The following is a 23,037-nucleotide window of genomic DNA, read 5'->3' on the forward strand; positions in this document are numbered from 1 at the left end:
GGGCGGCTCAGCGCGCGAGGTCGAGCGCGGCGGCGGCCACCGGCCGGTCGCGCACGCGCTGGGTGGTCCACCGGCCGAGGGCGATCTCGGCGGTGATGCCGGGGCCGAAGCCGGCGATCAGGCCCTTGGCACCTTCCGGGGCCCCGCCCTCGTCGAACAGCCGGCCGAGCGCGTCCAGTACGACGGCGCTGGCGATGTTCCCGTACTCGGTGAGGGTGGCCCGGCTGAAGCGGAAGGCCTGCGGTGGGACGCCGAGGTAGGTGCCCAGGTCGTCCAGGATGCGCGGGCCGCCGGCGTGGACGATGTAGAAGTCCAGCGCCGAGGCGTCCCAGCGGTGCCGGCCGGCCAGCTCGGTCAGGACCGGTGCGAGCGGCTCCATGGTGCCCGGGACGCGCCGGTCCAGGAGGAAGTGGAAGCCGGTGGAGCGGACGCTGTAGGCGATCCAGTCCTCGGTGTCGGGCACCAGGTGGGAACCGTTGCGCTCCAGCCGGATGCCGGTGCCCCCGTGGCCGCGGACGACGGTGGCCGCCACCGCGTCGCCGAACAGTCCGTTGGACAGCAGGGTGCCCACGGACAGGTCGGTCGGCTGGTAGCAGAGCGAGCAGAACTCGCAGGCGACGATCAGCGCGTTGGCGCCGGGGTAGGCGGTGCAGAAGTCGTGGGCCCGGTTGATCGCCGCACCGCCGGCGGCGCAGCCGAGTTGGGCGATCGGCAGCTGCCGGGTGTCGGAGCGGAATCCCAGGGTGTTGATCATCCAGGCGGTCATGGAGGGCATCATGAAGCCGGTGCAGGACACGTAGACGATCAGGTCGATGTCCCGGGCCGTCAGGCCGGCGTGGGCCAGGGCCCGGTGGACCACCGGTGGCACCCGCTCCTTCGCCTCCGCCTCGTAGCGCCGGTTGCGGGCCTCGAACCCGCGGTGGCGCAGCGTCTCGTCGATCGGTTGGACGAGATGGCGGGTGCGGACGCCGGTGTTCTCGATCAGGCGTAGGGCGAGGGGGAGTTGGGGGTGGTCGGCATGGACGGACCGGGTGAGGTCGAGGGTCTGCTGCAGCGTGATCACGTGCTCGGGCACGTCGACCGCCGGTCGGCATAAGGTAGGCACGGGTCCCGATGATCGTTCCTGTCCGGCGCGGAACGGGGATGATCCGGATGAATCCAACTCGAAGGTGTCATCGCGGCGATGCCGGTTGACCGGTGTCCGTCGGTCCCGCGCCGGCGGCGCGGTGCGGTGCGGTGCGGTGCGGGCCGCGCCGTGGACGCCGTCGGTGCGGGCCCGCCCGGTGAGCCGCCCCACCACGCCGGGCACCGCCGCGCCCGCCTCCGCGCCGGCCGGGAGGCCCGGGCCGAACCCGCTCTCGCCGCTCATCGCCCCGGTTGCGGCCGGGCCGCGAGGACGCGCTCGGCGGGGCCGCCCGGGCCGGGAGGGCTGACGCGCTCCCGGGCGGCCGGGCGGCCCCGCCGTTCCCGCCGTCCGGTGAGCCGGGCGGCGTCAGGCCTTGCGGATGGAGTAGGCGACGCCGCTGCCGTAGCAGTTGCTGCTGGGGTAGTAGCTGCTGACCACCCAGCCGGCGGGCAGCGGGGAGAAGGAGCAGACCACGGCGGAGGTCTGCGTGGTGATCTTGACGAGGGTGTAGGCGACGCCGGTGCCCGCGCAGTTGCCGCTGCTGTACGAGCTGGTGACGACCCATCCGGCGGGCACCGGGGTCATCGAGCAGGCGCCGGCGCTGGTGTCGTTGACGGTGTTGTGCAGGCTGTAGGCGACGCCGGTGCCCGCGCAGTTGCTGCTGCTGTACGAGCTGGTGATGATCCAGCCCGCCGGGATCGGGGTCATCGAGCACGCGCCGACGTTGAGGTCGTTGGCCACGTTGTGGAAGCCGTAGGCGACGCCGCTGCCCGCGCAGTTGCTCGTGGTGTACGAGCTGGTCACCACCCACCCGGCCGGCTTGGGGGAGAAGGAGCAGATGGTGAGGTTGGTCTGCCCGGCGGTGTCGGTGATCGTGTACGAGACGCCGGAGCCGGGACAGCCCCAGCTGCTGTACGAGCTGGTGACGACCCACCCGGCGGGTATGGGGGAGAAGGAGCAGATCGTGGTGCTGCCGGTGGCCCGCTGCGGGGCCGCCTGCGCCTGCGCGCTCGCGGCGGTCATCATGCCCAGGAGCAGCAGCACGACCGTCACCAGGTGCGAGGTGTGGGTCCGTAAGGTCTTCATGGCAGGCCTCAGATCGTCTCGGCGACTCGGGAATTGTGCAGGCTGCGTGAACGGTAGGTGCACGTTCGTTCACGTCGGCTGAGATGGTGTCAGAGATCGTTCAGCGGCGCCAGAGGGACCCCGGCGGAGCTCCCGGGCGGTCCTCCTCGTACGGACGGGAACGGGACGCCGGCGAGGCCGACACCCCCGGCCGCCACCCCACGGGGTGCCGTACGAACTCAACACCGTCCTCGGGGACTTCGGCCTGCTCAGGAGCCGCACCGGCGTCACCCCGCAGACCGCCGCCGCCCCGCTGCGCCGGCGCTGGAGCGGGCGCTGGCCGACTGGTCCCGGGGCGTTCCGCTCGCCCCCGTGGAGGCGGACTTCCACGCGGGCGGCGCGTGGCGGGCCGCGTCCGTGCGGCGGGGCGGGGGCCGGTGCGCACCCGGGACCTCACCACCGGCCCGGGGCACGGGTGGCCGCTCAACGCCGCGCTCGCGCTGCTCGGCGCCGTCCCGGACGGCGGCGATCACGCGCAGCGCCACGACCTGTTCCTGGCGGTGGGACTGGGCTGGGGGCAGGACACCGGGGGCCGGCTGGCGGCCGCCCGGGACGCGTGGCACGAGGAGCGGCGGAGGCAGGAGCGGGCCGCCGAGCGGTTCGAGCGCGGCAGGAGGCTCCAGGGCCTCCCGGCGGCCCTGGACGGCAGGGCGATCACGGACCTGCCCGCCCTGCCGGCGGGCCCGCCGGCCGGCGCCGCCACCCGCCACCTGCGGGACCTGCGCCTCGCACACGGCCCGCTGCCACGGCAGGAGGCCGCCGCCCGCCTGCGGGCCGGGGGCGGCGCGGCAAGGCCCCGGGCGGGGGAGTGGGACGTCGGCGGAGCCGACTTCCTGAGCGGCACGGGGCGGCAAGCGCGAAAGGGGGGCGGCTGCTTCGCGGGCGGTGTGCCGGAGCGGGCCAGGGCTCCTTCCGACGTGGACCCTTCCGACGTGGACCCTTGGTTCACGGGTTTCCGGCGGCAGAGGTTCCCGGTTGCGACGGCACCGCCCGGTCGAACGGGGCGGGCCGGCGTTGCCGACGGGTGGTCACGCGTCCCCGCGGCGGGTGGGCGCCGCGCGGTCGGAGTCGGCGGCCCGGAGGACCTCCCCAAGGAGCAGGTCGAGCTCGCTCTCGCCGGTGGTGTAGTTGCACAGGCAGGCGCGCAGGACGGTGCGGTCGTGGACGGTGACGGTGGCGAGGTAGGCGCGTCCGGCGGTCTGGACGCGGCGGGCGACGCGGGTGTGGAGGGCGTCGGCGTCCGGTGCGACGGTACCGGTGAGGCGGAAGCAGGCGACGGGCCAGGGGCCGCCGGCCACGAGTTCCAGGCGGGGGCTGGCGGTGATCTTCTCGCGCAGGCGCTCGGCGAGGGTCAGGTAGTGCTGGAGCAGGGCGGTGACGCCGTCGCGTCCGAGGTGGTGCAGGGTGGCCCACAGGGCGAGGGCGCGGGTGCCGGGGCGGGTGAGTTCGATGGTGGCGTGGGAGAGCCAGGGGAGGGTGTCGGGTTCGCCCGGGGTCAGGTAGGAGGCGCGGTGGGCGAAGGCGGTGTGCAGGTGCTCGGGGTCGGTGACCAGGAGTGCACCGCAGCCGACCGGCACGCTGAGGGTCTTGTGCGGGTCCACGGTCATCGAGTCCAGCGCGGCGACGCCCCGGTAGAGGTGGGCCAGGGCGGGCACCACGGCGCCCAGTCCGCCCCAGGCTCCGTCGGCGTGGTGCCACATCCCGGTGCTCCGGCACAGGGCGGTGACGGGTTCGAGGGGGTCGACGGCGCCGGTGGCGGTGGTGCCCAGCGTGGTGACGGTGCAGAACGGCAGGAGCCCGGCGGCCTGGTCCGCGGTCACGGCCGCGCGTAGGGCGGCGGGGTCCAGGCGGTGCTGCGCGTCGCCGGGGACGGGGCGCAGGCGGTGGGCGGGGATGCCGATGCAGGCCGCGGCCTTGGCGACGGACATGTGGGCCTGGGCGTTGTAGTAGAGGGTCAGGCGGGCGTGGTCGCGGTCGTAGGCGGGGCCGTCCGCGGAGCCGCGCCGGGTGAGGAACCAGGTGCGGGCGGTGGCCAGGGCGAGCAGGTTGGCCATGGAGCCGCCACTGGTGAGGACGCCTCCGCTGGTGGCGGGCAGTCCCGCGAGGTCGGCGAGGGTGCGCACGGTGCCGCGTTCCAGGTCCATGAGGGCGTTGTCGCCCATGCCGCAGGTCGCGTTGACGGCGGCTGCGAGGAGTTCGGCGATCAGGCCGGCCGGGGCGGGCGGAGAGTTGACCCAGGCGAAGAACGCCGGGTGTCCGTTGCCGGTGGGGAAGGGGGCGATCTCCTCGCGCACGAAGTCCAGGATCCGGCTCAGCTCGCCCCCGGACCGGTCGAGCGAGCCGGCACGCAGGCGGGCGCGCAGCTCGGCGGGCATCGGACGGCTCACCGGGGCGTCCGCAAGCCGGTCCAGGTACTCGCCGACCCACTCCGCCGCCGCGATCAGCTCGTCCCGCAGCACCTTCGGATGCGCCGCCGGAGGCGTCTCGCCCACTGACGGCGGACGTTCGCCGGAACGGACCGGGGTGTGGTGGGGCGCGAAGCGGTTCACGGCGGCGTGCGGGCCTTTCCTCGGCAGAAGGCCCGGGTCGGCGCACCAGGGCCGTGGTCTTAACGAGCACCACGGGCCGCCGTCACGGGGTGACGGCGCGGTGGAGCGGTGTCAGCGGGTGTCGAACTCGCCGGTGCGGACGGCGGTGACGAAGGACTGCCAGGCGGTGGAGGGGAAGAGGAGGGCGGGGCCGTCGGGGTCTTTGGAGTCGCGGACGGGGATGAGGCCGGGGACGCCGTCGGCGACTTCGACGCACTCGCCGCCTTGCCCACTGTGGGTGCTCTTGCGCCAGGTGGTGGGGGAGTTGGTGTCCATCGCGGAGGTCCCTCCTGATCGGGTGGGTGGAGTGGGAAGTCGGCGGGGCCGACTTCCTGTGCGGGCGGGTGGGTGCGGATGCCGCCGCCCCAAGCGGGGTGACGAGGGCAGCAGGCCGGGCATCCGAGAGGTCGTTTGCGCCGTCGCCCCGGGATGAGGGGTGACGGCGCGGTGGAGCGGGGTCAGCGGGCGTCGAACTCGCCGGTGCGGACGGCGGTGACGAAGGACTGCCAGGCGGCGGAGGGGAAGAGGAGGGCGGGGCCGTCGGGGTCTTTGGAGTCGCGGACGGGGATGAGGCCGGGGACGCCGTCGGCGACTTCGACGCACTGGCCGCCGCCACCGCTGTGGGTGCTCTTGCGCCAGGTGGTGAGGTGGGCGGGGTCCATGGCGGTCCTCCTGGTTGGGGATATGCGAACGGAGTGGGAAGTCGATGGGGACGACTTCCCACTCCGGTGCGAAGTAGGCCTACTGGGCGTCGAACTCGCCGGTGCGGACGGCGGTGACGAAGGACTGCCAGGCGGAGGAGGAGAAGACGAGGGCTGGGCCGGCGGGGTCCTTGGAGTCGCGGACGGGCGTGAGGTTCGGGAAACCGGGAGCGACCTCGACGCACTGACCCCCGTCGGTGCTGTGGGAGGACTTGACCCAGCGGGCAGAGGACAGATCGAGGCTGGAGCTCATGGTGCCAGTTCCTTCCGGATGCTTCTGATCACGGCCAGGGAGTCGGCCCTGGTCGGTGCGTCTACCTGGAGACGATCGTATCTCCTACGCCACGCCACGACAGTGGCTCGATCGCGTTCGAGGAAGCCCCGGTGCAGTGTCTCGGTGTATCCGAGCTGGGTGTTGTCTCCGATGGTCAGCAATGTGACGGCTGAGCGGAACGACCGGTGGACGCCCATGGTGAAGGGGACGACCTGGATCAGGATGTTCGGCAGCGACTCGGCCAGGTCTTCGAGCCGCTGGAGCTGCTCCACCATGACGCGGGGACCGCCGAGTTGCCACCGCAGGGCGCTCTCGTCGAGGGCGACGAAGACGAGGGGCGGCGGCGTGCGTTCCAGGAACTTCTGCCTCGTCATCCGGAAGTCGAGACGTTCCTCGGCCTGATCGCTGGTGACCTCGCCCAGATCCACGGCACCGGCCAACTCCGCCTCGGCATAGGCCCGGGTCTGGAGCAAGCCAGGAATGGCGCCGATTTCAAACAGCCTTATCTCCGTGGCCTGGGACTCGTGCTTGGTGAACTCGGCGAACCCCTCGGCGAGGCCGGCGCTGTTGGAGGCCTGCAGCCACATCAGCGTCAGGGAGCCGTTGGTGCCGAGGACTTCATCGGCCTTCTCAGCGAATCGTCTCGACACCTGCTTCGTGGCAGTTTCAGCGACGGAGACCGTGGAGGGGTGGCATCCGATGCGCTTCGCGAGCTGGCCCTGGGTGAGGCCCCGCGCCAGGCGTGACCTGCGGAGCAGTACCCCGAAGGGCCCCCAACGGCTTGACTCCGGATCAATTTCCTTGATGTTCACCATGGGTGCTCCAACGTGGATGCCCTGGAAGACAAGTCCAATTTCGCTTCCGATGCTAGGGGATGCCGGGCCACCATGAGCACAGAACGTGAAACATCGATCGCGGAGGGTTTCCCCCATGGCCCAAGACCAGGTTCCCCGTTCCCACGGGTACGGGGTTCGGTTCGACCCGGACGTCCAGCGCTACCGGGTGCGTAACGAGATCACGGGGGAGTGGCTGTGCACCGACGCGACGGGTGAGTTGGCCTCGTTCACCTTCTTCTCGGATGCGTACACGGCCTGGCGCCTCTTCGAGGTGCACCCGCGGCCGGGGGAGCAGGTGCGATGACCTCGGCTCTCTCGCGGGCGACCGCCGAGCAGCGTCGGCAGGCGGCCGCCGTCCTGGACGACCTGATCACCGTCCTCACGCTCGGTGGTGCCAAGTTGCCCTCCCTTGAGGTCGATTGGGAGTACGGGCGGATCACGGGCAACTACCTGATCGACCTCGGCTCGGCCCGCCCCCTCGATCTCCTGCGGATCGTCGACCTGCTGTGCAAGGGTCTGCGGTACGAGCGCCTCACGCATGACGACTGAACTCCACGCGCTGGCCCGGCTCTTGTGGTGGGCCTGTTTCGCCGTCGTCCTCTTCCTCGCTCTCAGAAAGTGAACCCTGCCCCCATGCGCGATCCCCGTCTCCTCGCGAAGCCGCCGGTGTGCCGGCTGGGCTGTCTCGCCCTCGTCCGCAACCGGCGCGGGGACGTCCTGCTCGTGGACCCGGACTACATGGACGGGCTGCTCCTGCCCGGCGGCGCCGCCAAGCCCAACGAGCCCCCGCACCTCGCGGCCGCCCGCCACCTGCACGCGAGCACCGGTCTGCACCTGCCGATGACCGCCTACTCGGCCGTCGACTTCACCCCCGCCGACCGCTACCTGGAGCGCCTCAACCTGGTCTTCCACGCCGGCACGGTCCGCGACGAGACCCGCCTCACCGTCCCGCCGCAGAAGGTGAGCGGCCTGCTCGGCGCCCGCTTCGTCCCCGAGCGCGAGATCCCGAACGTGATGTCCCCCGCCCAGGCCGCCCGCGTCCTCGAAGCCCTGGCCGGCCGCACCCTGCCGATCCTCCTGCACGGCCAGCGCACGCCGCCCCTCGGCCCTCCGGCAGACAACTCCCACTGAGATCCCAACGGGCGGGCGTGACCACGACCGAGCCCGGCGCGCAGGTCCGCACATCGGCGCCCGCGCGCACCGGCCGCTCACCGGAGGCCTGGTGCGGGTCGGCGGCTCAGCGGGCGAACTTGGCGATGGCCGCCTCCGTGACGGGAGTGAAGAAGTTGACCAGGTTGCCGTCGGGGTCGCGCAGCAGCAGGGAGCGGTTGCCCCAGGGCATCGTGGTGGGCCCGGCGACGAACTCGGGCACCACGCCGGCCAGGTCCCGGTGCACGCGGTCCACGTCGTCGACGAGGAACTCGGTGATCACGGAGTGGTTGTCCGCCGCACGGGCCGAGCCCGGGGCGAACAGCGGCACGGTGCGGGTGCCGGCGATCGCCAGGGTCGCGCCGGCGGTCCGGAGCTCGGCGAAGTCCTCGGTGGCCCACGCCGCGCGGGCCCCGGTGGCCCGCTCGTAGAAGGCGACCAGACGCGCGACGTCGCCGGTGATGATGCGGATCGAGACGAACTCCACGGAAAGCTCCTGAGTCGAAGGGAAGGGCGCGCCGGAAGGGGCGCACTTCGCAGGCTAGGAGCAATAGGGGACAGAACCGGTCCGGTATCCGCCGTAGGCTTGCCGACGTGCCCCGACCCGCCGCCCGCGTGCTGACCCTGCTGGAACTGCTGCAGGGCGGCGGCACCCGCACGGTCGCCGAACTCGCCGACCGGCTCGGCGTCGACGGGCGCACCGTGCGCCGCTACGTCGGCCAGCTCCTCGACCTGGACGTGCCGGTGGAATCGGTGCGCGGCCGCTACGGCGGCTACCGCCTCGCCCCCACCTACCGCCTGCCCCCGCTGATGCTCGGCGACGACGAGGCGCTGGCCGTGCTGCTCGGCCTGGCCGCCGGGCGCCGCACCGGCCTCGCCCCGGCGCAGCGCACGGCGGCCGAGACGGCCTCGGCGAAGATCCGGCGGGTCCTGCCCCCGCACCTGGCCCGCCGCCTCGACGCCCTCCTGGACGCCCTCGCCTTCACCCCCGAACCCGGCGAACCCGGCGAACCCGGAGCGCCCCACGAGTCCGGCGAACCCGGCGGGCCGGGCGGGTCCGGGGCGCCGGACGCGGCCGTGCTGCTCACCCTCGCCGACGCGGTGCGCCACCGGCGGCCCGTCCACCTGCGCTACACCGACCGCGAGCAGCGGCGCAGCGAGCGCACCCTGCACCCGGACGGGATCGTCGCGCACGCGGGCCGCTGGTACGTCACCGGCCGGGACGCCGGCTGCGGGCAGGAGCGGACCTTCCGGCTCGACCGGATCGCCGACGCCAGGGCCCTGCCCGGCTCCTTCGAGGCGCCGCCCGGGGAGGCGGCGGATCCGGCCGAGCGCCTGCTGGCGCGTTTCGCCGCGGCCGAGTACCGCCACGAGGTGGTCCTGCGCGTCCACGGCACGCCCGGGCGCATCCGCGCCCGCCTGCCCGCCAGCGTCGCGACCCTGGAGGAGTGCGAACCCGAGGACACCGCGCCCGAAGAGACCGCCCCCGGGGACACCGCCCCCGGGGACGGCGGGCAGGGGAAGGGCGGGCGCTGGTGGCGGGTGCGGCTGCGCGCGCAGCGGCTGGACTGGCTGCCGCCCGTCCTCGCCGCGCTCGACGCCCCGTTCGTCATCGAGCGCCCCGACGAACTGCGCGCCCTCGTCCTGGCGTTCGCCGACCGCCTCGCCGCCCGCGCTGCCGCAGCGCCGCCGGCACCCGCGCCCGCGCCCGAACCGCGGGACCGTCCGTAGCGCGCCCCGCGGCCCGCGGCCCTGGCGGCCCGTCAGAGCCGGGACTGGGAGCCGTTGAGCTCGACGAACCCGAGGGCGGCCGCCAGTTCGGTCAGCGTCCACACGATGTGGCCCAGGACCGTGATCTGCCGGCGCTCGCCCCGCACGCCCACCGGGTTCGCGAAGTCCGAGATCCGCCCCCACTGGTTCTCCAGGTCGGCGTTGGCGCCGCCCAGCGGGTTGTGCGTCCGGTCGCGGATGTCGCTGCGGATGTCGTCGAAGGCCGGGGCGAAGCGCGAGGCCTCGGAGAACACCTGGATCGCCACCAGCAGGGCCCGCCCACCCCGCACGCCGCGCATGTCCGTTCGCGGACGTCGAGGGGGTTGGGGGCCGTCCTTGACACCGCATGCGGAGCAGACCTGAGAGGCGGGCTCGAAGCGGCCTACCTTGTGGAAGGCGCGCCCGGACCGGGCGGCCTTGTACTCCAGCCATGGCCGCGAACTGCGACCATCCCGCGTCGTGCACCGGCTTCGCCAGACGAGTGCGGGCGATCCCCTGGACTGCCAGATCCTCAACGGCGACCGCTTGGTTCTCGCGGACGATCCTGGTTGAGCCTGCGATTTGACGCCCAGGTTCGAACAGGCGAGCCTGGCGATCACCGATCCGGCGCACCTGAGGCGGTGGCACGGCCACTGCGTTCGACTGACACCAGATCGTTGCCGCGATCTGCCCCTCACCAGCAAGAACGCGCTCAGGCTCTGCATACGATCACTCCCGTGGATGAAACGCACGGCATAGTTCAGTGGATGATCAACCTGCTCTGGGAAGACACGGTCACGCAACTCGGGGTCGTTGCACTCACCGTCGTTGGCATCGGTTCCCTCGCTCGAATCGAGCGGTCACGACGGGCGGCGGGACGTTGATCGCCTGAGGCCCCGTCAGGCCCAACCTCCAGCTCCGAACACGTGGGCACCGCGACCACTCGTCCGGGCGCTGTTCGAGCTCGCCGACGCGGTGCTGTGCACGGACGGCCCGGTGAAGACCTTGGTCGGCCTGGCGCTGGCGCTGGCGCCCGAGCACCGGCGCGGGCACGGAGCCCGGTACGGCGCGCTGAACCGGGGCCGCCTGGACGTCGAGCGGCTGCGGGCCGAGCTGGTGGGCCTGCCGCTGCCCCGCGCCGCCGACGGCCGGCCGGTGTTGGCGGTGGACGTCTCGCCGTGGCTTCGGCCCGACGACGACCTCGCCGCGGTCACCGCCGCACAGCTGCGGGACCTGGCCGAACGCCTGGTCGCCGCCGGCCGGCATGTCACCGCGCTGGAACCCGAATCCCGATGTACGAACCGGTCGCCACGTCGTCGACCACCTGCGCGTCCGCTTGGTATTCGTCACCGAGTACCGGTGCGGAGTCCTGGACGACGCCATGCTCAAGCGGTGCGAGGAGGTCGAGGCCGAGTTGAAGCAGTTCAACGGCTGCAACGTCGTCCCCGGACGCATGCCGGGCCACGACAGGGGGGCGCGCGCGGAGCCGGGCGCCGACCGGGCTCCGCGCGCGCGTGGGGGAGGGGGTCAGGCGGCGGACCGCTGGTGCGCGCGCACGCTGGTGACCAGCTGGTCGCGGATGCGGGCCGGGACCTCGGGCGCGAAACGGGCCAGGTAGTGGTTCAGGTGGGTCTCGTCACCGGTGAGGAACGGCAGGTCGAACACCAGCAGCTTGCGCACCGCCAGCAGCGGCACCGGGGCGCGCAGCGGACGGAACGAGCGGTTCCACAGGCCCGGCTCCTCGCACACCGGGTGGAACTGGCCGATCATCAGGCCCTGTTCGACGAACTCGTCCTTGGCCTTGCGCTGCGCCTCGTCCAGGGCGGTGGAGTCGGCCGGGTCCAGGTCGGGCAGCACCAGCAGGACGGTGAGCAGCTCGCGGTCCGACTCCTCGGTCAGCTCGGCGAGCAGGGCGTCGTAGCGGGCGCGCAGTTCGACGACCAGGGCGGGCAGGTCGCCGCCGCCGTCGCCGTCGCCGGTGGCGACCGCGATGTGGAACAGGCCGCGGCGCAGCGAGGGCTGGGTGTAGGGGCAGACCGGGCCGCTGCGGCCGAGGTCGGGGTGGGCGGTGGTGAGGAAGCGGCGGGCCCAGGCGAGGATCTCCACGGCCTCGGGGTGGGCGGCGGCCTCACCGGCGTCGATGCGTTCGGCGCTGAACAGCCGCAGGGCGCCGGTGGCGGTGACGGGGGCGGGGGCGGTGGGGGCGGTCACCGGGGACCCCGCCACACCGGGGCCAGGCGGGGTCCGCCGCCGGGCAGCGCGATCGGGTCGCCGAAGCGGGTGAAGCCGTGGCCCGCGACGAGGCGGGCGCCGCCCGGGGAGCTGGTCTCGGCGTAGGCGGCCTGGCCGGCGGTGTCGACCTCGGCGAGGACGGCGCTGAACATGGCCTCGGCGACGCCGGCGGAGCGGGCGTCGGGGCGCACCCCGATGAACGCGAGGTAGAAGTGGGGGCGGTGGCGCGGGTGGCGGCGCTGCTGCAGGTGGGTGATGGCGGCCAGGCGGCGGGCGGACTCGCCGTGGCGCCCGGCGTCGATGGCCTCGGTCAGGGCGCGGGTGGCGGCGCCGTCGGCGTGGCCCGGGTCCTCCCACACGCCCGGCGGCAGGAACAGCATCGCGCCCAGCAGCCGCCCGTACGCGGTGTCCTCGTGGGCGACCATGACGCCCTGGTGGGCCAGGCACTGCTCCAGGTGGACGCGGAAGAAGGCGGGCAGCACCCGCGCGCGGTGGTCGGGGTCGGGGAAGGCCCACAGCATCAGCGCGTCGTCGGCGAAGGCGTCGGCGAGCAGCCGGGCCAGGGCCGGCGCCTCGTCGGGGCGGGCCCGGCGCACGGCGGTGCGCACGGCGCGGGGCGCGGCGGCTGGCAGGGCGGTGACGGTGGTCAACGGGCACTCTCCTCGGGCGAGGGGACGGACGAGGGGGCGGTTTCGGCGAACTGCGGTACGGGTGACAGCGGCGGTGCGGGCGGTGCGGTGAGCGAGGGTGCGGTGAGCGGTGCGGCCGGTGCGGGCGGCACGGTGAACGAAGGCGCGGTGAACGAAGGTGCGGTGAGCGGTGCGGGCGGCACGGTGAACGAAGGCGCGGTGGACGAAGGCGCGGTGAACGAAGGCGCGGTGGGCGAAAGCCCCGTGGACGAAGGCGCGGTGGACGAAGGCTCGGTGAACGGCACTGCCGCGAAAGCCGCTTCGGCCGCCGCCGCCGGCGGCGCGCTCGCCTCGGCCGCCAGCGCGGCGACGCGCGCGTGCAGACGCGGCAGCCACGCCTGCGCCTCCGGCTTGATCAGCACGCTGCGCAGCACCCGCGCCCCGTCGGCGTCCGCGGCCAGGTGCGGGTGGCGGCGGGTGAAGCCGGCGGCGTCCACCCGCAGCACGCTCAGGTACACCGGGTCCCGCTCGTCGGTCATGCCGCGGCGCAGCACGCGCTCGCTGGCGGCGTCGACGGCGGACAGCGTCCGCGCCCCGGCGCGCGGGGTCGGGAAGTAGGTGACGATGTCCAGCTGCGGGCGCTGGCTCAGCGTCAGTTCCTCGCTTTCGTCGATCATGTCGGCCCAGGCCAGGGCGGCGCGCCGGCTCGCGGCGAGACCCGCGCCCAGGCCCTCGGGGGTGAGCGGCAGCAGCTGCAGGGTCAGCCACAGGGCGGCGGCCGAGGCGCCGGCGCGCGAGCACTCCAGGCTGATCTCGCCCAGGTGCAGTTCGGCGTCGGTGAAGTAGGTGTACGGGGAGTCGTGGGCGAAGTGCCGGCCGATGTCGGGGTCGGCGAACAGCACCGCGCCGCAGCCGTAGGGCTGCAGGCCGTGCTTGTGCGGGTCGACGGTCACCGAGTCGCAGCCCGCCACCGCCCGCCACGGCCGTACGTCGATGCCCAGCTCGGCGGCCAGGGCGTCGTCGGCGGCCGGCAGCGCGAAGAACCCGCCGTAGGCGGCGTCCACGTGCACCCGCGCCCCGTAGCGGCGGGCCAGCGGCAGCACCTCGTGCACCGGGTCCACCGCGCCGGGCCCGGTGGTGCCGCAGGTGACGACGACGGTGCCGATGCGCCCGGTGCGCAGCAGCTCCTCCAGCGCCCCGCTGTCCATGCGGCCCTCGGCGTCGGCCGCCACCGCGTGGCCCTCGACGCCCAGCACGTGGCACATCCGGCTGTGGGTGTAGTGCGCCTGCGCGCTGTAGGCCACGCCCCGGCCCGGGTGGCTCTGGCGCGCCACGTACAGCGCCTCCAGGTTGGCGATGGTGCCGCTGCTGGTCAGGTGGCCCACGTGCGCGGGCAGGGCGAACATGGCGGCCAGCTGGGCCACGCACTCGCGTTCCATGTCGTTGGTGGCGGGCCCGCCCTCGTAGGCGTGGTTGTTGGGGTTGAACCGCATCGCCGTCAGGTACCCGACGATCGCCGCCGGGTGCGGGGGCTTGACCATCTGCCCGGCGTACCGCGGGTGGAAGAACGGGTAGTTGTGCTCCAGGCGCTTGGCGAAGCGCTCGAACGCGGCGGCGAAGTCCGCGTCGTCCACCAGGTGCGAGGGGTGCGCGGCGAAGGGCCCGAACCGCTCCCCCCACCGCTCGGCCACCTCGGCCGCCCTCGGCAGCCAGTACCCCAGGTCCACGCGCGGCCCTTCCCTTCGAGTCCTTCGAGTCCTCCGCGAGAGCGCCCCGTTCGGGGCTGCCTCGGGTCGTGAGCATCCTTCGAGTGCGTCCCGAGTCACCGTGAAGGCGCCGCGCAAGGCGTCCGCAACACCCGCAGCTCACGGCGCCCCGCGCCCGCACCGCCCCGGCACACCACCGCCCCCACCGCCCCGCGGACCCCCGCGCACCCCGCCGCCCGGCCCAAGCCGGACCCCAGCCGCGCCCAAGGCGGCGCTGCTGCAATCACCCCCGGAAACGGCCGCCCCGGCACCCGCTGGGCAGGCGGGAGAAGCATCCGGGAGGAACACGCGATGGTGACCAGACGCAGGATGATCGGCGCCGCCCTGGCGACCGGGGGAGGCGTCCTGCTCCTGCGCACCACGGTGCGCCCGGCCGCGTCCGCCGCCTCCGCCCAGGACACCGCCGACACCGCCGACGGCGCCGGCACCGGCGCCCGGCACACGCATCCGGCCGACACCCCCGACCCGGGCCCGGACGCCGGCCCCGGCCTGGTGGAGAAGTTCACCGCCACCCTGCCGGTGCCCCCGGTGCTCACCCCCACCTCCACCGAGGGCGGCGCCGACACCTACGCCGTCACCATGCTCCGCTCCTTCGCCCGGATCCTGCCCGGGCACCGCACCGAAGTCCTCACCTACAACGGCGCCTTCCCCGGCCCCGTCATCCGCGCCCGCTCCGGACGCCCGGTGATCGTGCGCCAGACCAACCTGCTGGAGGACGCCGTCTCCGTCCACCTGCACGGCTCCAGGGTCCCCGTCGCCAGCGACGGCGGCCCGATGAACCTGCTCAACCCCGGTGCCAGCCGCACCTACACCTACCCCAACGACCAGCCCCACGCGAGCCTGTGGTTCCACGACCACGCCCACCACATGGAATCCGAGCACGTCTACCGGGGCCTGGCCGGCACCTACCTGCTCACCGACGAGACCGAACGCGCCCTGCCCCTGCCCGCCGGCCGCTACGACCTGCCCATCGCCCTGCGCGACGCCCGCTTCGACGCCTCCGGCACCCTCGTCTACCGCATGGACGACCCGTTCAACCGCACCACCATCCTCGCCAACGGCCGCCCCTGGCCCAAGGTCGAGGTCGCCGCCCGCCGCTACCGGCTGCGCCTGCTCAACTCCTCCAACCTGCGCTTCTTCTCCCTGCGCCTGGCGGACGGCGGCCCGATCACCCAGATCGGCTCCGACGGCGGCCTGCTGGAACGCCCCCACACCACCGACAGCGTCGACCTGTCACCCGGCGAGCGCGCCGACGTCGTCATCGACTTCTCCCGCTACCCGGTCGGCTCCACCGTCGTCCTCACCAACGCCATGCCCCCCGGCCCCGCCGAACACGTCGGCCAGGTCCTGCGCTTCGACGTCGTCCGCTCCGCCGACGACCCCTCCAGCGTCCCCGACCGGCTGCGCACCCTGCCCGCGCTGCCCGCCCCGGTCCGCGAGCGCACCGTCGTGCTGAAGGTCGAGGAGGGCACCAACGGCGCCGCCCCGCGCGGCCTGATCGACGGCAAGGTGTACGACCCGGCGCGGGTGGACGCCGCCGTGGCCTTCGGCACCTCGGAGGTGTGGACGGTCGTCAACGCCAACACCGACGTCCCGCACAACTTCCACCTGCACCTGGTGCAGTTCCGCGTCCTTGAGCGCAACGGAAAGGCCCCCGGCCCCGAGGAGAGCGGCCTGAAGGACACCGTGCGCCTGCTGCCCGGCGAGAGCGTGCGCCTGCAGGCCGTATTCGACTCCTACCGCGGCCGCTACCCGTACCACTGCCACCTGCTGGACCACTCGGCGATGGGCATGATGGCGCAGATGGAGATCAGCTGACCCCGTCTGCCCGTCTGCCCGTCTGCCCGCCTGCCCGTCTGCCCTCTGGCCCTCCCGTCCGTCCTCGGGCCCGGCAGGCCGCCCGTGCGGGGCCGGCCGCGCCCCCGTGCGCGCGGCCGGCCCCGGGGAGGCCAGGACGCCTGGCCGGCCCCGGCGGGTCAGGACGCGTGGATGCCCTGCCCCGGGGTGAGGATCCCCGCCGGGTCGAAACGCCGCTTGGCCCGCACCGCCCGCTCCCACGCGTCCCCGTAGTGGCGCCGCCAGTCCGCGCCCGTCATCCCCGGCACCGCCCCGATCAGGTACCGCTTGCCGCCGAGCTCCACCGCCCGGTCGTACAGCCGCCGGTTGCGCGCCAGCATCGCCCCCGTGTCCGAGCCCGGCCCGGGGAACGCCAGCAGGTCGAAGTGCCAGCCCACCTCCTCGCCCGGCAGCACCGCCAGCGGCGCCCTCACCCGCGAGCGCAGGTACGGGTAGAACAGCAGCAGCCCCGCGCCCAGATCGGCCGGTGTCAGCACCTCGGCCGCCTCCGCCATGAACACCCGCGCCGTCGAGGCGGGCAGGAACACGCTCAGCCACGGCTTGGGCAGCCCCCACAGCCCCGCCGAGCGCAGGTAGCCCGCGAAGGCGTCCACCCGGAACGCGTACTGGCGCCAGCTCTGCTCCACCACCGACACCCCGTCCGCCGCCGGGCTCAGCCCCGCCAGCAGCCGCCCGCGGTCCACGCCCTGGCCGGCGTCCGCGAACGCCACCAGCTCCGCCCGGTAGCGCCACCGCGTCCCGTCCGCGCTGCGCTCCACGTCGCCGACCTGCAGGTCGAACCGGCCCTCGGCCATCACCTTCCGCTGGTCGGCGAGGTAGGCGTCCAGGTCGTCGTAGGACAGCGAGAACACGTGGGCGCGCTCGCGCACCGGCACCAGCGCCAGCGTCGCCCGCACGATGATCCCCGCCTGCCCGCCGCCGGCCAGCACCGCCTCGAACAGCTCCCGCTCGCGGGTGGGGGAGGCCGTCACCAGCTCCCCGGTGCCCGTCACCACCTGCAGCTCCAGCACCCGGTCCGCCTGCAGGCCGTGGCGCTGCACGGCGCCGCCGATCCCGCCGACGCTCAGCGTGCCGCCCACCGACAGGTGCAGGTAGTCCGTCAGGCACGGCGGCACCCAGCCCGCCGCCAGCCCCGCCTCCACCACCTGCGCCCAGGTCGCCCCCGCCTCCACCACCGCGCGCCCCGGCCGCACCGAGACCACCTTCGACAGGCCGCGCGCGTCGATCGCGATCCCGCCGCCCGCCCCGGCCTGCCCGTAGCTGGAGTGCGACTCCAGCCCCGCCGCGCCGACCTGTGCCGCGTCCCCGCTCTGCCCGTTGACCGCCACCGGGATGCGGTGGCGGGCGGCGAAGGCCACCACCCGCTGCACGTCGCGCACCGAGGCGGGCCGCAGCACCGCCCGCGGCCGCGCCGCCACCAGGTGCCCGAAATCGGAGGAGAACCGCTCCAGCTCAGGGCCCTGCAGCGTCACCGTCCCTTCCAGCAAGGGCAGTTGCGCCACCCGCGCGCCCGGCTCGGCGGCCCACGCCCGGGCGGAGGTGTCCCAGCCCACGACGACCGCCGCCCCGCCGGCCGCGGCGCCCGCCAACAGGGAGCGCCGCGACAGTTCCGACCTGCTCATATCCGCAATTTCTCCGATCAGCCGTCACAGAGGGACCGCCGTACCGTAACCGTCCCCCGGGTCGTCCCCCGACCACCCGGGATGCCCTTACCGATCCGTACGCCCCACCTGCTGCTCCGTCAGCCGAAGGTCCGTCACCGCGTACTCCCACATCTGCCGCTGGTAGGCCGGCGCGTGCGCCGGGATGTGCGCCGCCGCCGCCCTCGCCTCCGCCAGCAGCGCCTCCCGCACCGCGGGCAGCTGCACCGCCCGCGGGCCCTCGGCGGCCTCGCGCAGGACCAGCGCGAGCTTGTAGGCGTACACGTGCGGGGTGACGGCGAACAGCGTCCGGTACACCCACAGCCCCTCCTCGCCGTGCAGCACCCGATCGTTGTGGCTCAGCAGCCGAACCCGCGCCTTCAGCACCAGGTCCCCGTGCACGTTCGCCCCGCTCGTCCCGCTCATCTTCCGCGTCCCCCTTCGTCGTTGCCTCTCGCCTCCCCGCCCCCGGGCACGACGGCATCACGCGCCGGCCGCCCGCGACGCGGGAGCCGGCCCGTCAGGCCGTGGAAGGGGGAGGGGATGTCGCATGAGTCTGCGGGGCGCGACCACCGCGCGGCAAGCCGGAAGAAGGGTGTGCTGTGTCCTACCGAAACCTTGCCTGAGCTGGCAGGATGGGGGTCGACAACCTCCCGGCCCCCGGAAGACGGCTCCGGAAGCGGCCCCCGCAAACGGCCCACCGGCGCCAGGCCCCCGCGGCCGCACGGCTAGCCTGGGGCGCATGTTCGTACTGGAGTTGAGCTACACCGCCCCCCTGGAACGGATCGACGCCGCGCTGCCGCAGCACGTCGCGTGGCTGCAGGAGCACTACGCGGCGGGCACCTTCCTCGCCTCGGGGCGCAAGGTGCCGCGCGAGGGCGGGGTGATCATCGCGGCGGGGGAGGACCGGGCCGCGATCGAGGCGCTGGCGGCCACCGACCCGTTCGTGGTGGCCGGGCTGTGCGCGTACCGGGTCACCGAGTTCCTCGCCACCGTCACCGCGCCCGCCCTGGAGGGCTACCGCCAGCAGCCGCCCGGCTGAACCCCGGCCGCGGGAGTTGGTCCGCCGTGCCCCGAACCGCCCGCCGCGGTTCGGGGCACCGTCGCCTCCTGGCTACCATCAGTGAGCACGGGGCACATGGACGCGGAACACGAGTCAGTCGCAAGCGGCGGGAGAAGACGGATGGCACACGCACGGGCCGGGCAGCCGGCGCAGCCCGGTGACCTGGTGGACGTGGCGCGGCTGGTGACGGCGTACTACGCGCTGCACCCGGACCCGCAGGAGCCCGGACAGCGGGTGGCGTTCGGGACCTCGGGGCACCGGGGCTCGTCGCTGGACGCGGCGTTCAACGAGGACCACATCGCCGCGACCACGCAGGCGATCTGCGAGTACCGCGCCGGCCAGGGCGTGGCCGGGCCGCTGTTCCTGGGCGCCGACACCCACGCCCTGTCGGAGCCGGCCAAGGTGACGGCCCTGGAGGTGCTGGCCGCCAACGGCGTGCACGTGCTGATCGACGCCGCCGACGGCTACACCCCCACCCCGGCGGTCTCGCACGCCATCCTCGCCCACAACCGGCGCAGCCCCCGCGCGCTGGCCGACGGCATCGTCGTCACCCCCTCGCACAACCCGCCGCGCGACGGCGGCTTCAAGTACAACCCGCCCAGCGGCGGCCCGGCCGGCTCCGAGGCCACCGGCTGGATCCAGGACCGCGCCAACGAGCTGATCCGCGAGGGCCTGCGCGGGGTGAAGAAGGTCCCCTACGCCCGCGCCCTGACCGCGGCCACCACCGCCCGCCACGACTACCTCACCGCCTACGTCGAGGACCTGCCCTCCGTGCTGGACCTGGACGCGGTCCGCGCGGCGGGCCTGCGCATCGGCGCCGACCCCCTCGGCGGGGCGTCGGTGGACTACTGGGCGCGCATCGCCGACACCCACCGCCTGGACCTGACCGTCGTCAACCCGCTGACCGACCCGACCTGGCGGTTCATGACCCTGGACTGGGACGGCAAGATCCGCATGGACTGCTCCTCCCCGTCCGCGATGGCCTCCCTCATCACCCGCCGCGACGAGTACGCCATCGCCACCGGCAACGACGCCGACGCCGACCGGCACGGCATCGTCACCCCCGACGGCGGGCTGATGAACCCCAACCACTACCTGGCGGTGGCCGTCGACCACCTCTACCGCCACCGCGCCGAGTGGCCCGCCGACGCCGGCGTCGGCAAGACCCTGGTCTCCTCCTCGATGCTCGACCGCGTCGCCGCCGACCTCGGCCGGCGCCTGGTGGAAGTCCCCGTCGGCTTCAAGTGGTTCGTCGACGGCCTGCTGGAGGGCTCGATCGGCTTCGGCGGCGAGGAGAGCGCCGGCGCCTCCTTCCTACGCCGCGACGGCGGGGTGTGGACCACCGACAAGGACGGCATCCTGCTCGCCCTGCTCGCCTCCGAGATCACCGCCGTCACCGGCACCACCCCCAGCGCCCGCTACCGCGAACTGACCGCCCGCCACGGCGACCCCGCCTACGCCCGCGTCGACGCCCCCGCCGACCGCGAGCAGAAGGCCCGCCTGGCCCGCCTGGCCCCCGACCGCGTCCGCGCCGGCGAACTCGCCGGGGAGAAGATCACCGCCGTCCTCTCCCACGCCCCCGGCAACGGCGCCGCCATCGGCGGCATCAAGGTCTGCACCGACAACGCCTGGTTCGCCGCCCGCCCCTCCGGCACCGAGGACGTCTACAAGATCTACGCCGAGTCCTTCCACGGACCCGACCACCTCGCCCGCGTGCAGGACGAGGCCCGCGCCCTGGTCGGCGAGGTCCTCGGCGCCTGACCCCGCCACCCCGCCCCGGGCCTGACCCCGCCACCCCGCCCCGGGCCGGCCCGCCGCCGGCCCGGGACGGGCGTTCACGACCGTACGTTCAGGGCCGTACGGCGTGCGACCCCACGCCCGCCGGCGCGGGTGCGGGAGCGGCCGCCGGCGGCCGCTCCCCGCGCGTGGCCGCCGCCGCCACCGCGCCCGCCACCACCGCCAGCACCGCCGCCGCCAGCGGGAACCACCGCCCGCCCAGCACCCCGATCGCCGCCGACCCCGCCACACCCCCGGCCGCCGTCCCCAGGTACAGCGCACTGCTGTTCAGCGAGATCAGCAGCGGCGCGCTGCCCGGATCCAGCGACGCCAGCCGGTGCGGCAGCGCCACCGACACCGCCCACCCCGCCAGCGGCACCACCGCCGCGTACACCAGCGCCCCCGGCATGCTGCGCCCCAGCCACGGCAGCGCGGCGAAGGCGAGGGCGGCTGCGGCGGAGCCGGCCAGCAGCACCCGCCGCACCCCGGCCCGGTCCACCAGGCGCCCGCCCAGCCAGCTGCCGGCCACCGACATCACACCGGTCGTCAGCAGGACCAGGCTCAGCCGGGAGCCGTCGCCGCCGGTGGCCCCGCGCACGGCGGTGGCCAGGTAGATGTAGACGCTCTGGAAGGCGAGGAAGAACACCAGCGTGGTCGCGGCCGCGCCCAGCACCCGGGGCCGGCGCAGCGGCGCCAGGCGGGCCCGCAGGGTGGGGGCGGCGGCGGGGGCGGGCAGCTCGCGCAGCAGTGCGGCGAGGCCGGCGAGCGCGGCCAGGCCGAGCGCGGTCACCAGCCACATGGTCGCCCGCCAGTCGGCGCGCCCCACCCAGGTGCCCAGCGGCACCCCGAGGGCGGTGGCCACCGTCATCCCGCCGATCACCGTCGCCAGCGCCCGTCCGCGCCGCTCGGGGGCGACCAGGGTGGTGGCCACCGCGTTGGCGGTGGGCGTGTAGAGGGCGGCGCCGGCCGCGGCCAGGACGCGGGTGGCCAGCAGCAGGCCGTAGGTGGGGGCGAGGGCGCTGAGCGCGTTGGCGGCGCTGAACACCGCGAGCGCGGTCAGCAGCAGGCGCCGGCGCGGCCAGCGGGCGGTGAGGGCGGCCAGCACCGGGGCCAGCAGCGCGTAGCCGAGGGCGAAGACGGTGACCAGCTGGCCGGCGGCGGGCACCGACACCCCCAGGTCGGCGGAGACCGGGCCGAGGATGCCGGCGACGACCATCGCGTCGGTGCCCATGGCGAAGGTGCCGAGGGCGAGCAGGAGCAGACGTACGGGCACGGGCGGTCCCCCCGGGGACAGAGTTGTTTGATAGATGTGCAACAGTTTGAGGCTCGTCAAACACTCGGGGATGGGTGGATGATTGTCAAACCATTGCTTCCCAGCGGACCCGGAGACCGAGCGCGATGAGCGGCACCACCGGCACGAACACCGCCAGCCCGACCGGCGGCGGGGACGAACACCTGCCCCAGCCCGCCACCGCCGACATCGACCTCGTCACCGTCCTGCACGCCCTCGGCGACCCGGTACGCCTGACCCTGCTGCTCAGCTACGCCGACGACGCCGAACACTCCTGCGACCCCCGCGGCCTGGGCCTGGAGCACCTGCACAAGTCGACCGTCTCCCACCACATGCGGGTGCTGCGCGAAGCCGGCGTCACCACCACCCGCGTCGCCGGCCGCAACCGCTTCGTGCGCCTGCGCCGCGCCGACCTCGACGCCCGCTTCCCCGGCCTGCTCGACGCCCTCCTCGCCGCCGCCGGGTAGGGTCCGGACGGTCGGGTGAGGCGGGAAAGGGGCGGGACGTGCCGGTCAGGGGTGTGCTCTTCGACGTCGACGACACGCTGGTCGACTACACGGGGTCGGAGGAGGCGGGCATCCTCGCGTACCTGGGGGAGCTGGGTCTGCTGGGGCGCTTCGACGCGCCCGGCGCGGCGGTGGCGCTGTGGCGGGAGGTGATGGAGGAGAGCTACGCGCGCTTCCTCGCCGGGGAGTCGACCTTCGCCGGGCAGCGGTACGAGCGCGTGCGGCGGTTCCTGGGGACGCTGGGGGAGGACGGCGCCGGGCAGATGCCGGACGAGGAGGCGGGGCGGTGGTTCGCCGGGTACGGCGCGCACCGCGACCGGGCCCGGGCGGCGTTCGCGGACGCCGCGCCGGTGCTGGCCGCCCTCGCGCCCGCCCACCGGCTCGGGATCGTCTCCAACTCCTCGCTCGGCCACCAGCGCGCCAAGCTCGAAGCCGTCGGCCTGCTGGGGTACTTCGACGACACGGTGCTGGTCTGCTCCGACGAGCACGGCGAGGCCAAACCCGCCCCCGGCATCTTCCGGGCCGGCTGCGCGCGCCTGGGCCTGGCCCCGCACGAGGTCGCCTACGTCGGCGACAAGTACGACCTGGACGCGCTCGGCGCCCGCGACGCCGGCCTGCACGCCTTCTGGCTGGACCGCGCCGCCTCGCCCGCCCCGGCCGGGCACGGGGTGCGCGTCCTGCACACCCTGGCCGCCCTGCCCGCCGCGCTGGACGGGTGCTGAACACCCG

Annotated in this window: 23 protein-coding genes and 5 pseudogenes; 11 read left to right on the forward strand and 17 right to left on the reverse strand. The window is 74.4% G+C overall.

The genetic code is table 11. The features are described 5' to 3' along the window. Nucleotides 1–7: 7 nt before the first annotated feature. The 7 genes from ACIRD3_RS10905 to ACIRD3_RS10935 form a co-directional block, all read right to left on the reverse strand. Entirely contained in the window at nucleotides 8–1,105 is a 1,098-nt protein-coding gene (locus ACIRD3_RS10905; protein ID WP_402214133.1) for a type III polyketide synthase, read from the reverse strand. 387 nt (nucleotides 1,106–1,492) lie between these two features. After that, nucleotides 1,493–2,212, reverse strand: a complete 720-nt coding sequence (locus tag ACIRD3_RS10910) for a hypothetical protein (protein WP_402214135.1) — start codon at nucleotides 2,210–2,212, stop codon at nucleotides 1,493–1,495. A 1,067-nt stretch (nucleotides 2,213–3,279) separates the two neighbouring features. Next, nucleotides 3,280–4,743 carry a pyridoxal phosphate-dependent decarboxylase family protein gene (locus ACIRD3_RS10915; protein ID WP_402214137.1) on the reverse strand — a complete coding sequence of 488 codons (1,464 nt, stop codon included), beginning with the start codon at nucleotides 4,741–4,743 and terminating at the stop codon, nucleotides 3,280–3,282. 168 nt (nucleotides 4,744–4,911) lie between these two features. Further along, nucleotides 4,912–5,115 (reverse strand): DUF397 domain-containing protein, encoded by a 204-nt coding sequence (locus ACIRD3_RS10920; protein WP_402214139.1) that lies wholly within the window; start codon nucleotides 5,113–5,115, stop codon nucleotides 4,912–4,914. A gap of 182 nt (nucleotides 5,116–5,297) precedes the next feature. After that, on the reverse strand, nucleotides 5,298–5,501 hold the full coding sequence (locus tag ACIRD3_RS10925; protein WP_402214140.1) for a DUF397 domain-containing protein: 204 nt from the start codon (nucleotides 5,499–5,501) through the stop codon (nucleotides 5,298–5,300). Nucleotides 5,502–5,580: 79 nt separating this feature from the next. Next, a complete protein-coding gene (locus tag ACIRD3_RS10930; protein ID WP_402214141.1) occupies nucleotides 5,581–5,793 on the reverse strand; it encodes a DUF397 domain-containing protein in 213 nt (70 codons plus the stop codon). Further along, complete coding sequence (locus ACIRD3_RS10935; protein ID WP_402214143.1) at nucleotides 5,790–6,629, reverse strand: helix-turn-helix transcriptional regulator; 840 nt, start codon at nucleotides 6,627–6,629, stop codon at nucleotides 5,790–5,792. Before ACIRD3_RS10935 ends, ACIRD3_RS10930 begins: the two co-directional genes overlap by 4 nt. A 115-nt stretch (nucleotides 6,630–6,744) precedes the next feature. Here ACIRD3_RS10935 and ACIRD3_RS10940 point away from each other — a divergent pair, with 115 nt between their 5' ends. Both ACIRD3_RS10940 and ACIRD3_RS10945 read left to right on the forward strand, forming a co-directional pair. After that, nucleotides 6,745–6,954, forward strand: coding sequence for a hypothetical protein (locus ACIRD3_RS10940; protein WP_402214757.1), 210 nt, complete (start codon nucleotides 6,745–6,747; stop codon nucleotides 6,952–6,954). Then, entirely contained in the window at nucleotides 6,951–7,199 is a 249-nt protein-coding gene (locus tag ACIRD3_RS10945; protein WP_402214759.1) for a hypothetical protein, read from the forward strand. Before ACIRD3_RS10940 ends, ACIRD3_RS10945 begins: the two co-directional genes overlap by 4 nt. Here the strand turns inward: ACIRD3_RS10945 and ACIRD3_RS10950 are convergent. Further along, nucleotides 7,158–7,442: pseudogene (locus ACIRD3_RS10950) on the reverse strand (NUDIX domain-containing protein); the annotation flags it as partial. The gene ACIRD3_RS10945 and the pseudogene ACIRD3_RS10950 overlap by 42 nt on opposite strands. Here ACIRD3_RS10950 and ACIRD3_RS10955 point away from each other — a divergent pair. Beyond that, nucleotides 7,326–7,781 (forward strand): NUDIX domain-containing protein, encoded by a 456-nt coding sequence (locus ACIRD3_RS10955; protein ID WP_402214737.1) that lies wholly within the window; start codon nucleotides 7,326–7,328, stop codon nucleotides 7,779–7,781. The pseudogene ACIRD3_RS10950 and the gene ACIRD3_RS10955 sit on opposite strands and share 117 nt — an antisense overlap. A gap of 106 nt (nucleotides 7,782–7,887) precedes the next feature. On the opposite strand, the gene ACIRD3_RS10960 is transcribed toward ACIRD3_RS10955, so the two are convergent. Continuing rightward, nucleotides 7,888–8,286, reverse strand: coding sequence for a VOC family protein (locus ACIRD3_RS10960; RefSeq protein WP_402214145.1), 399 nt, complete (start codon nucleotides 8,284–8,286; stop codon nucleotides 7,888–7,890). 107 nt (nucleotides 8,287–8,393) lie between these two features. Here ACIRD3_RS10960 and ACIRD3_RS10965 point away from each other — a divergent pair, with 107 nt between their 5' ends. Further along, nucleotides 8,394–9,530: a helix-turn-helix transcriptional regulator gene (locus tag ACIRD3_RS10965; protein WP_402214147.1), complete on the forward strand. Its 1,137-nt coding sequence runs from the start codon at nucleotides 8,394–8,396 to the stop codon at nucleotides 9,528–9,530. A 32-nt stretch (nucleotides 9,531–9,562) separates the two neighbouring features. Here ACIRD3_RS10965 and ACIRD3_RS10970 read toward each other — a convergent pair whose 3' ends face one another. Together ACIRD3_RS10970 and ACIRD3_RS10975 are read right to left on the reverse strand one after the other, a co-directional pair. Further along, the gene (locus tag ACIRD3_RS10970) at nucleotides 9,563–9,868 is read right to left on the reverse strand and encodes a ribosome-inactivating family protein (protein ID WP_402214149.1); all 306 of its coding nucleotides are present in this window, start codon (nucleotides 9,866–9,868) and stop codon (nucleotides 9,563–9,565) included. Further along, a pseudogene (locus tag ACIRD3_RS10975) lies at nucleotides 9,853–10,121 on the reverse strand (zinc ribbon domain-containing protein); the annotation flags it as partial. The pseudogene ACIRD3_RS10975 and the gene ACIRD3_RS10970, both read right to left, overlap by 16 nt. A gap of 381 nt (nucleotides 10,122–10,502) precedes the next feature. Here ACIRD3_RS10975 and ACIRD3_RS10980 point away from each other — a divergent pair. Further along, nucleotides 10,503–10,811 (forward strand): annotated as a pseudogene (locus tag ACIRD3_RS10980) (transposase); the annotation flags it as partial. Nucleotide 10,812: 1 nt separating this feature from the next. Beyond that, a pseudogene (locus tag ACIRD3_RS10985) lies at nucleotides 10,813–10,980 on the forward strand (IS200/IS605 family transposase); the annotation flags it as partial. Nucleotides 10,981–11,075: 95 nt separating this feature from the next. Here the strand turns inward: ACIRD3_RS10985 and ACIRD3_RS10990 are convergent. The 3 genes and pseudogenes from ACIRD3_RS10990 to ACIRD3_RS11000 form a co-directional block, all read right to left on the reverse strand. After that, on the reverse strand, nucleotides 11,076–11,759 hold the full coding sequence (locus tag ACIRD3_RS10990) for a DUF6875 domain-containing protein (RefSeq protein ID WP_402214151.1): 684 nt from the start codon (nucleotides 11,757–11,759) through the stop codon (nucleotides 11,076–11,078). Beyond that, on the reverse strand, nucleotides 11,756–12,430 hold the full coding sequence (locus ACIRD3_RS10995; RefSeq protein WP_402214152.1) for a hypothetical protein: 675 nt from the start codon (nucleotides 12,428–12,430) through the stop codon (nucleotides 11,756–11,758). Before ACIRD3_RS10995 ends, ACIRD3_RS10990 begins: the two co-directional genes overlap by 4 nt. 335 nt (nucleotides 12,431–12,765) lie before the next feature. Next, nucleotides 12,766–14,136: pseudogene (locus ACIRD3_RS11000) on the reverse strand (pyridoxal phosphate-dependent decarboxylase family protein); the annotation flags it as partial. A gap of 330 nt (nucleotides 14,137–14,466) precedes the next feature. On the opposite strand from ACIRD3_RS11000, the gene ACIRD3_RS11005 reads away from it, so the two are divergent. Next, complete coding sequence (locus tag ACIRD3_RS11005) at nucleotides 14,467–15,993, forward strand: multicopper oxidase family protein (protein WP_402214153.1); 1,527 nt, start codon at nucleotides 14,467–14,469, stop codon at nucleotides 15,991–15,993. Nucleotides 15,994–16,151: 158 nt separating this feature from the next. On the opposite strand, the gene ACIRD3_RS11010 is transcribed toward ACIRD3_RS11005, so the two are convergent. Continuing rightward, entirely contained in the window at nucleotides 16,152–17,654 is a 1,503-nt protein-coding gene (locus ACIRD3_RS11010; protein ID WP_402214155.1) for an FAD-binding protein, read from the reverse strand. Between the two features lie 87 nt (nucleotides 17,655–17,741). Then, the gene (locus ACIRD3_RS11015; RefSeq protein WP_402214156.1) at nucleotides 17,742–18,098 is read right to left on the reverse strand and encodes a hypothetical protein; all 357 of its coding nucleotides are present in this window, start codon (nucleotides 18,096–18,098) and stop codon (nucleotides 17,742–17,744) included. Nucleotides 18,099–18,414: 316 nt separating this feature from the next. On the opposite strand from ACIRD3_RS11015, the gene ACIRD3_RS11020 reads away from it, so the two are divergent. Beyond that, the gene (locus ACIRD3_RS11020) at nucleotides 18,415–18,714 is read left to right on the forward strand and encodes a YciI family protein (protein ID WP_402214158.1); all 300 of its coding nucleotides are present in this window, start codon (nucleotides 18,415–18,417) and stop codon (nucleotides 18,712–18,714) included. A 141-nt stretch (nucleotides 18,715–18,855) separates the two neighbouring features. Then, nucleotides 18,856–20,496 (forward strand): phosphoglucomutase (alpha-D-glucose-1,6-bisphosphate-dependent), encoded by a 1,641-nt coding sequence (gene pgm / locus ACIRD3_RS11025; RefSeq protein ID WP_402214160.1) that lies wholly within the window; start codon nucleotides 18,856–18,858, stop codon nucleotides 20,494–20,496. An 88-nt stretch (nucleotides 20,497–20,584) separates the two neighbouring features. On the opposite strand, the gene ACIRD3_RS11030 is transcribed toward pgm, so the two are convergent. Next, on the reverse strand, nucleotides 20,585–21,784 hold the full coding sequence (locus ACIRD3_RS11030; RefSeq protein ID WP_402214161.1) for an MFS transporter: 1,200 nt from the start codon (nucleotides 21,782–21,784) through the stop codon (nucleotides 20,585–20,587). A 125-nt stretch (nucleotides 21,785–21,909) separates the two neighbouring features. Between ACIRD3_RS11030 and ACIRD3_RS11035 the strand changes: the two genes are divergently transcribed. After that, nucleotides 21,910–22,269, forward strand: coding sequence for an ArsR/SmtB family transcription factor (locus ACIRD3_RS11035; protein WP_402214163.1), 360 nt, complete (start codon nucleotides 21,910–21,912; stop codon nucleotides 22,267–22,269). Nucleotides 22,270–22,307: 38 nt separating this feature from the next. Then, nucleotides 22,308–23,030 carry an HAD family hydrolase gene (locus ACIRD3_RS11040; RefSeq protein WP_402214165.1) on the forward strand — a complete coding sequence of 241 codons (723 nt, stop codon included), beginning with the start codon at nucleotides 22,308–22,310 and terminating at the stop codon, nucleotides 23,028–23,030. The last annotated feature ends 7 nt before the right edge of the window (nucleotides 23,031–23,037 follow it).

Origin of the sequence: Kitasatospora sp. NPDC093550 (assembly GCF_044764985.1) — a bacterium.
Taxonomy (GTDB): Bacteria; Actinomycetota; Actinomycetes; order Streptomycetales; family Streptomycetaceae; genus Kitasatospora.

Bases quoted from the DNA above. Each gene is read 5' to 3' on its own strand.
- ACIRD3_RS11010 (WP_402214155.1), bottom strand. From the start codon at position 17,654: ATGAGCAGGTCGGAACTGTCGCGGCGCTCCCTGTTGGCGGGCGCCGCG.
- ACIRD3_RS11035 (WP_402214163.1), top strand. From the start codon at position 21,910: ATGAGCGGCACCACCGGCACGAACACCGCCAGCCCGACCGGCGGCGGG.
- pgm (WP_402214160.1), top strand. From the start codon at position 18,856: ATGGCACACGCACGGGCCGGGCAGCCGGCGCAGCCCGGTGACCTGGTG.
- ACIRD3_RS10940 (WP_402214757.1), top strand. From the start codon at position 6,745: ATGGCCCAAGACCAGGTTCCCCGTTCCCACGGGTACGGGGTTCGGTTC.
- ACIRD3_RS10970 (WP_402214149.1), bottom strand. From the start codon at position 9,868: ATGCGCGGCGTGCGGGGTGGGCGGGCCCTGCTGGTGGCGATCCAGGTG.
- ACIRD3_RS11005 (WP_402214153.1), top strand. From the start codon at position 14,467: ATGGTGACCAGACGCAGGATGATCGGCGCCGCCCTGGCGACCGGGGGA.
- ACIRD3_RS11015 (WP_402214156.1), bottom strand. From the start codon at position 18,098: ATGAGCGGGACGAGCGGGGCGAACGTGCACGGGGACCTGGTGCTGAAG.
- ACIRD3_RS10945 (WP_402214759.1), top strand. From the start codon at position 6,951: ATGACCTCGGCTCTCTCGCGGGCGACCGCCGAGCAGCGTCGGCAGGCG.
- ACIRD3_RS10935 (WP_402214143.1), bottom strand. From the start codon at position 6,629: ATGGTGAACATCAAGGAAATTGATCCGGAGTCAAGCCGTTGGGGGCCC.
- ACIRD3_RS10910 (WP_402214135.1), bottom strand. From the start codon at position 2,212: ATGAAGACCTTACGGACCCACACCTCGCACCTGGTGACGGTCGTGCTG.
- ACIRD3_RS10925 (WP_402214140.1), bottom strand. From the start codon at position 5,501: ATGGACCCCGCCCACCTCACCACCTGGCGCAAGAGCACCCACAGCGGT.
- ACIRD3_RS10930 (WP_402214141.1), bottom strand. From the start codon at position 5,793: ATGAGCTCCAGCCTCGATCTGTCCTCTGCCCGCTGGGTCAAGTCCTCC.
- ACIRD3_RS10920 (WP_402214139.1), bottom strand. From the start codon at position 5,115: ATGGACACCAACTCCCCCACCACCTGGCGCAAGAGCACCCACAGTGGG.
- ACIRD3_RS11020 (WP_402214158.1), top strand. From the start codon at position 18,415: ATGTTCGTACTGGAGTTGAGCTACACCGCCCCCCTGGAACGGATCGAC.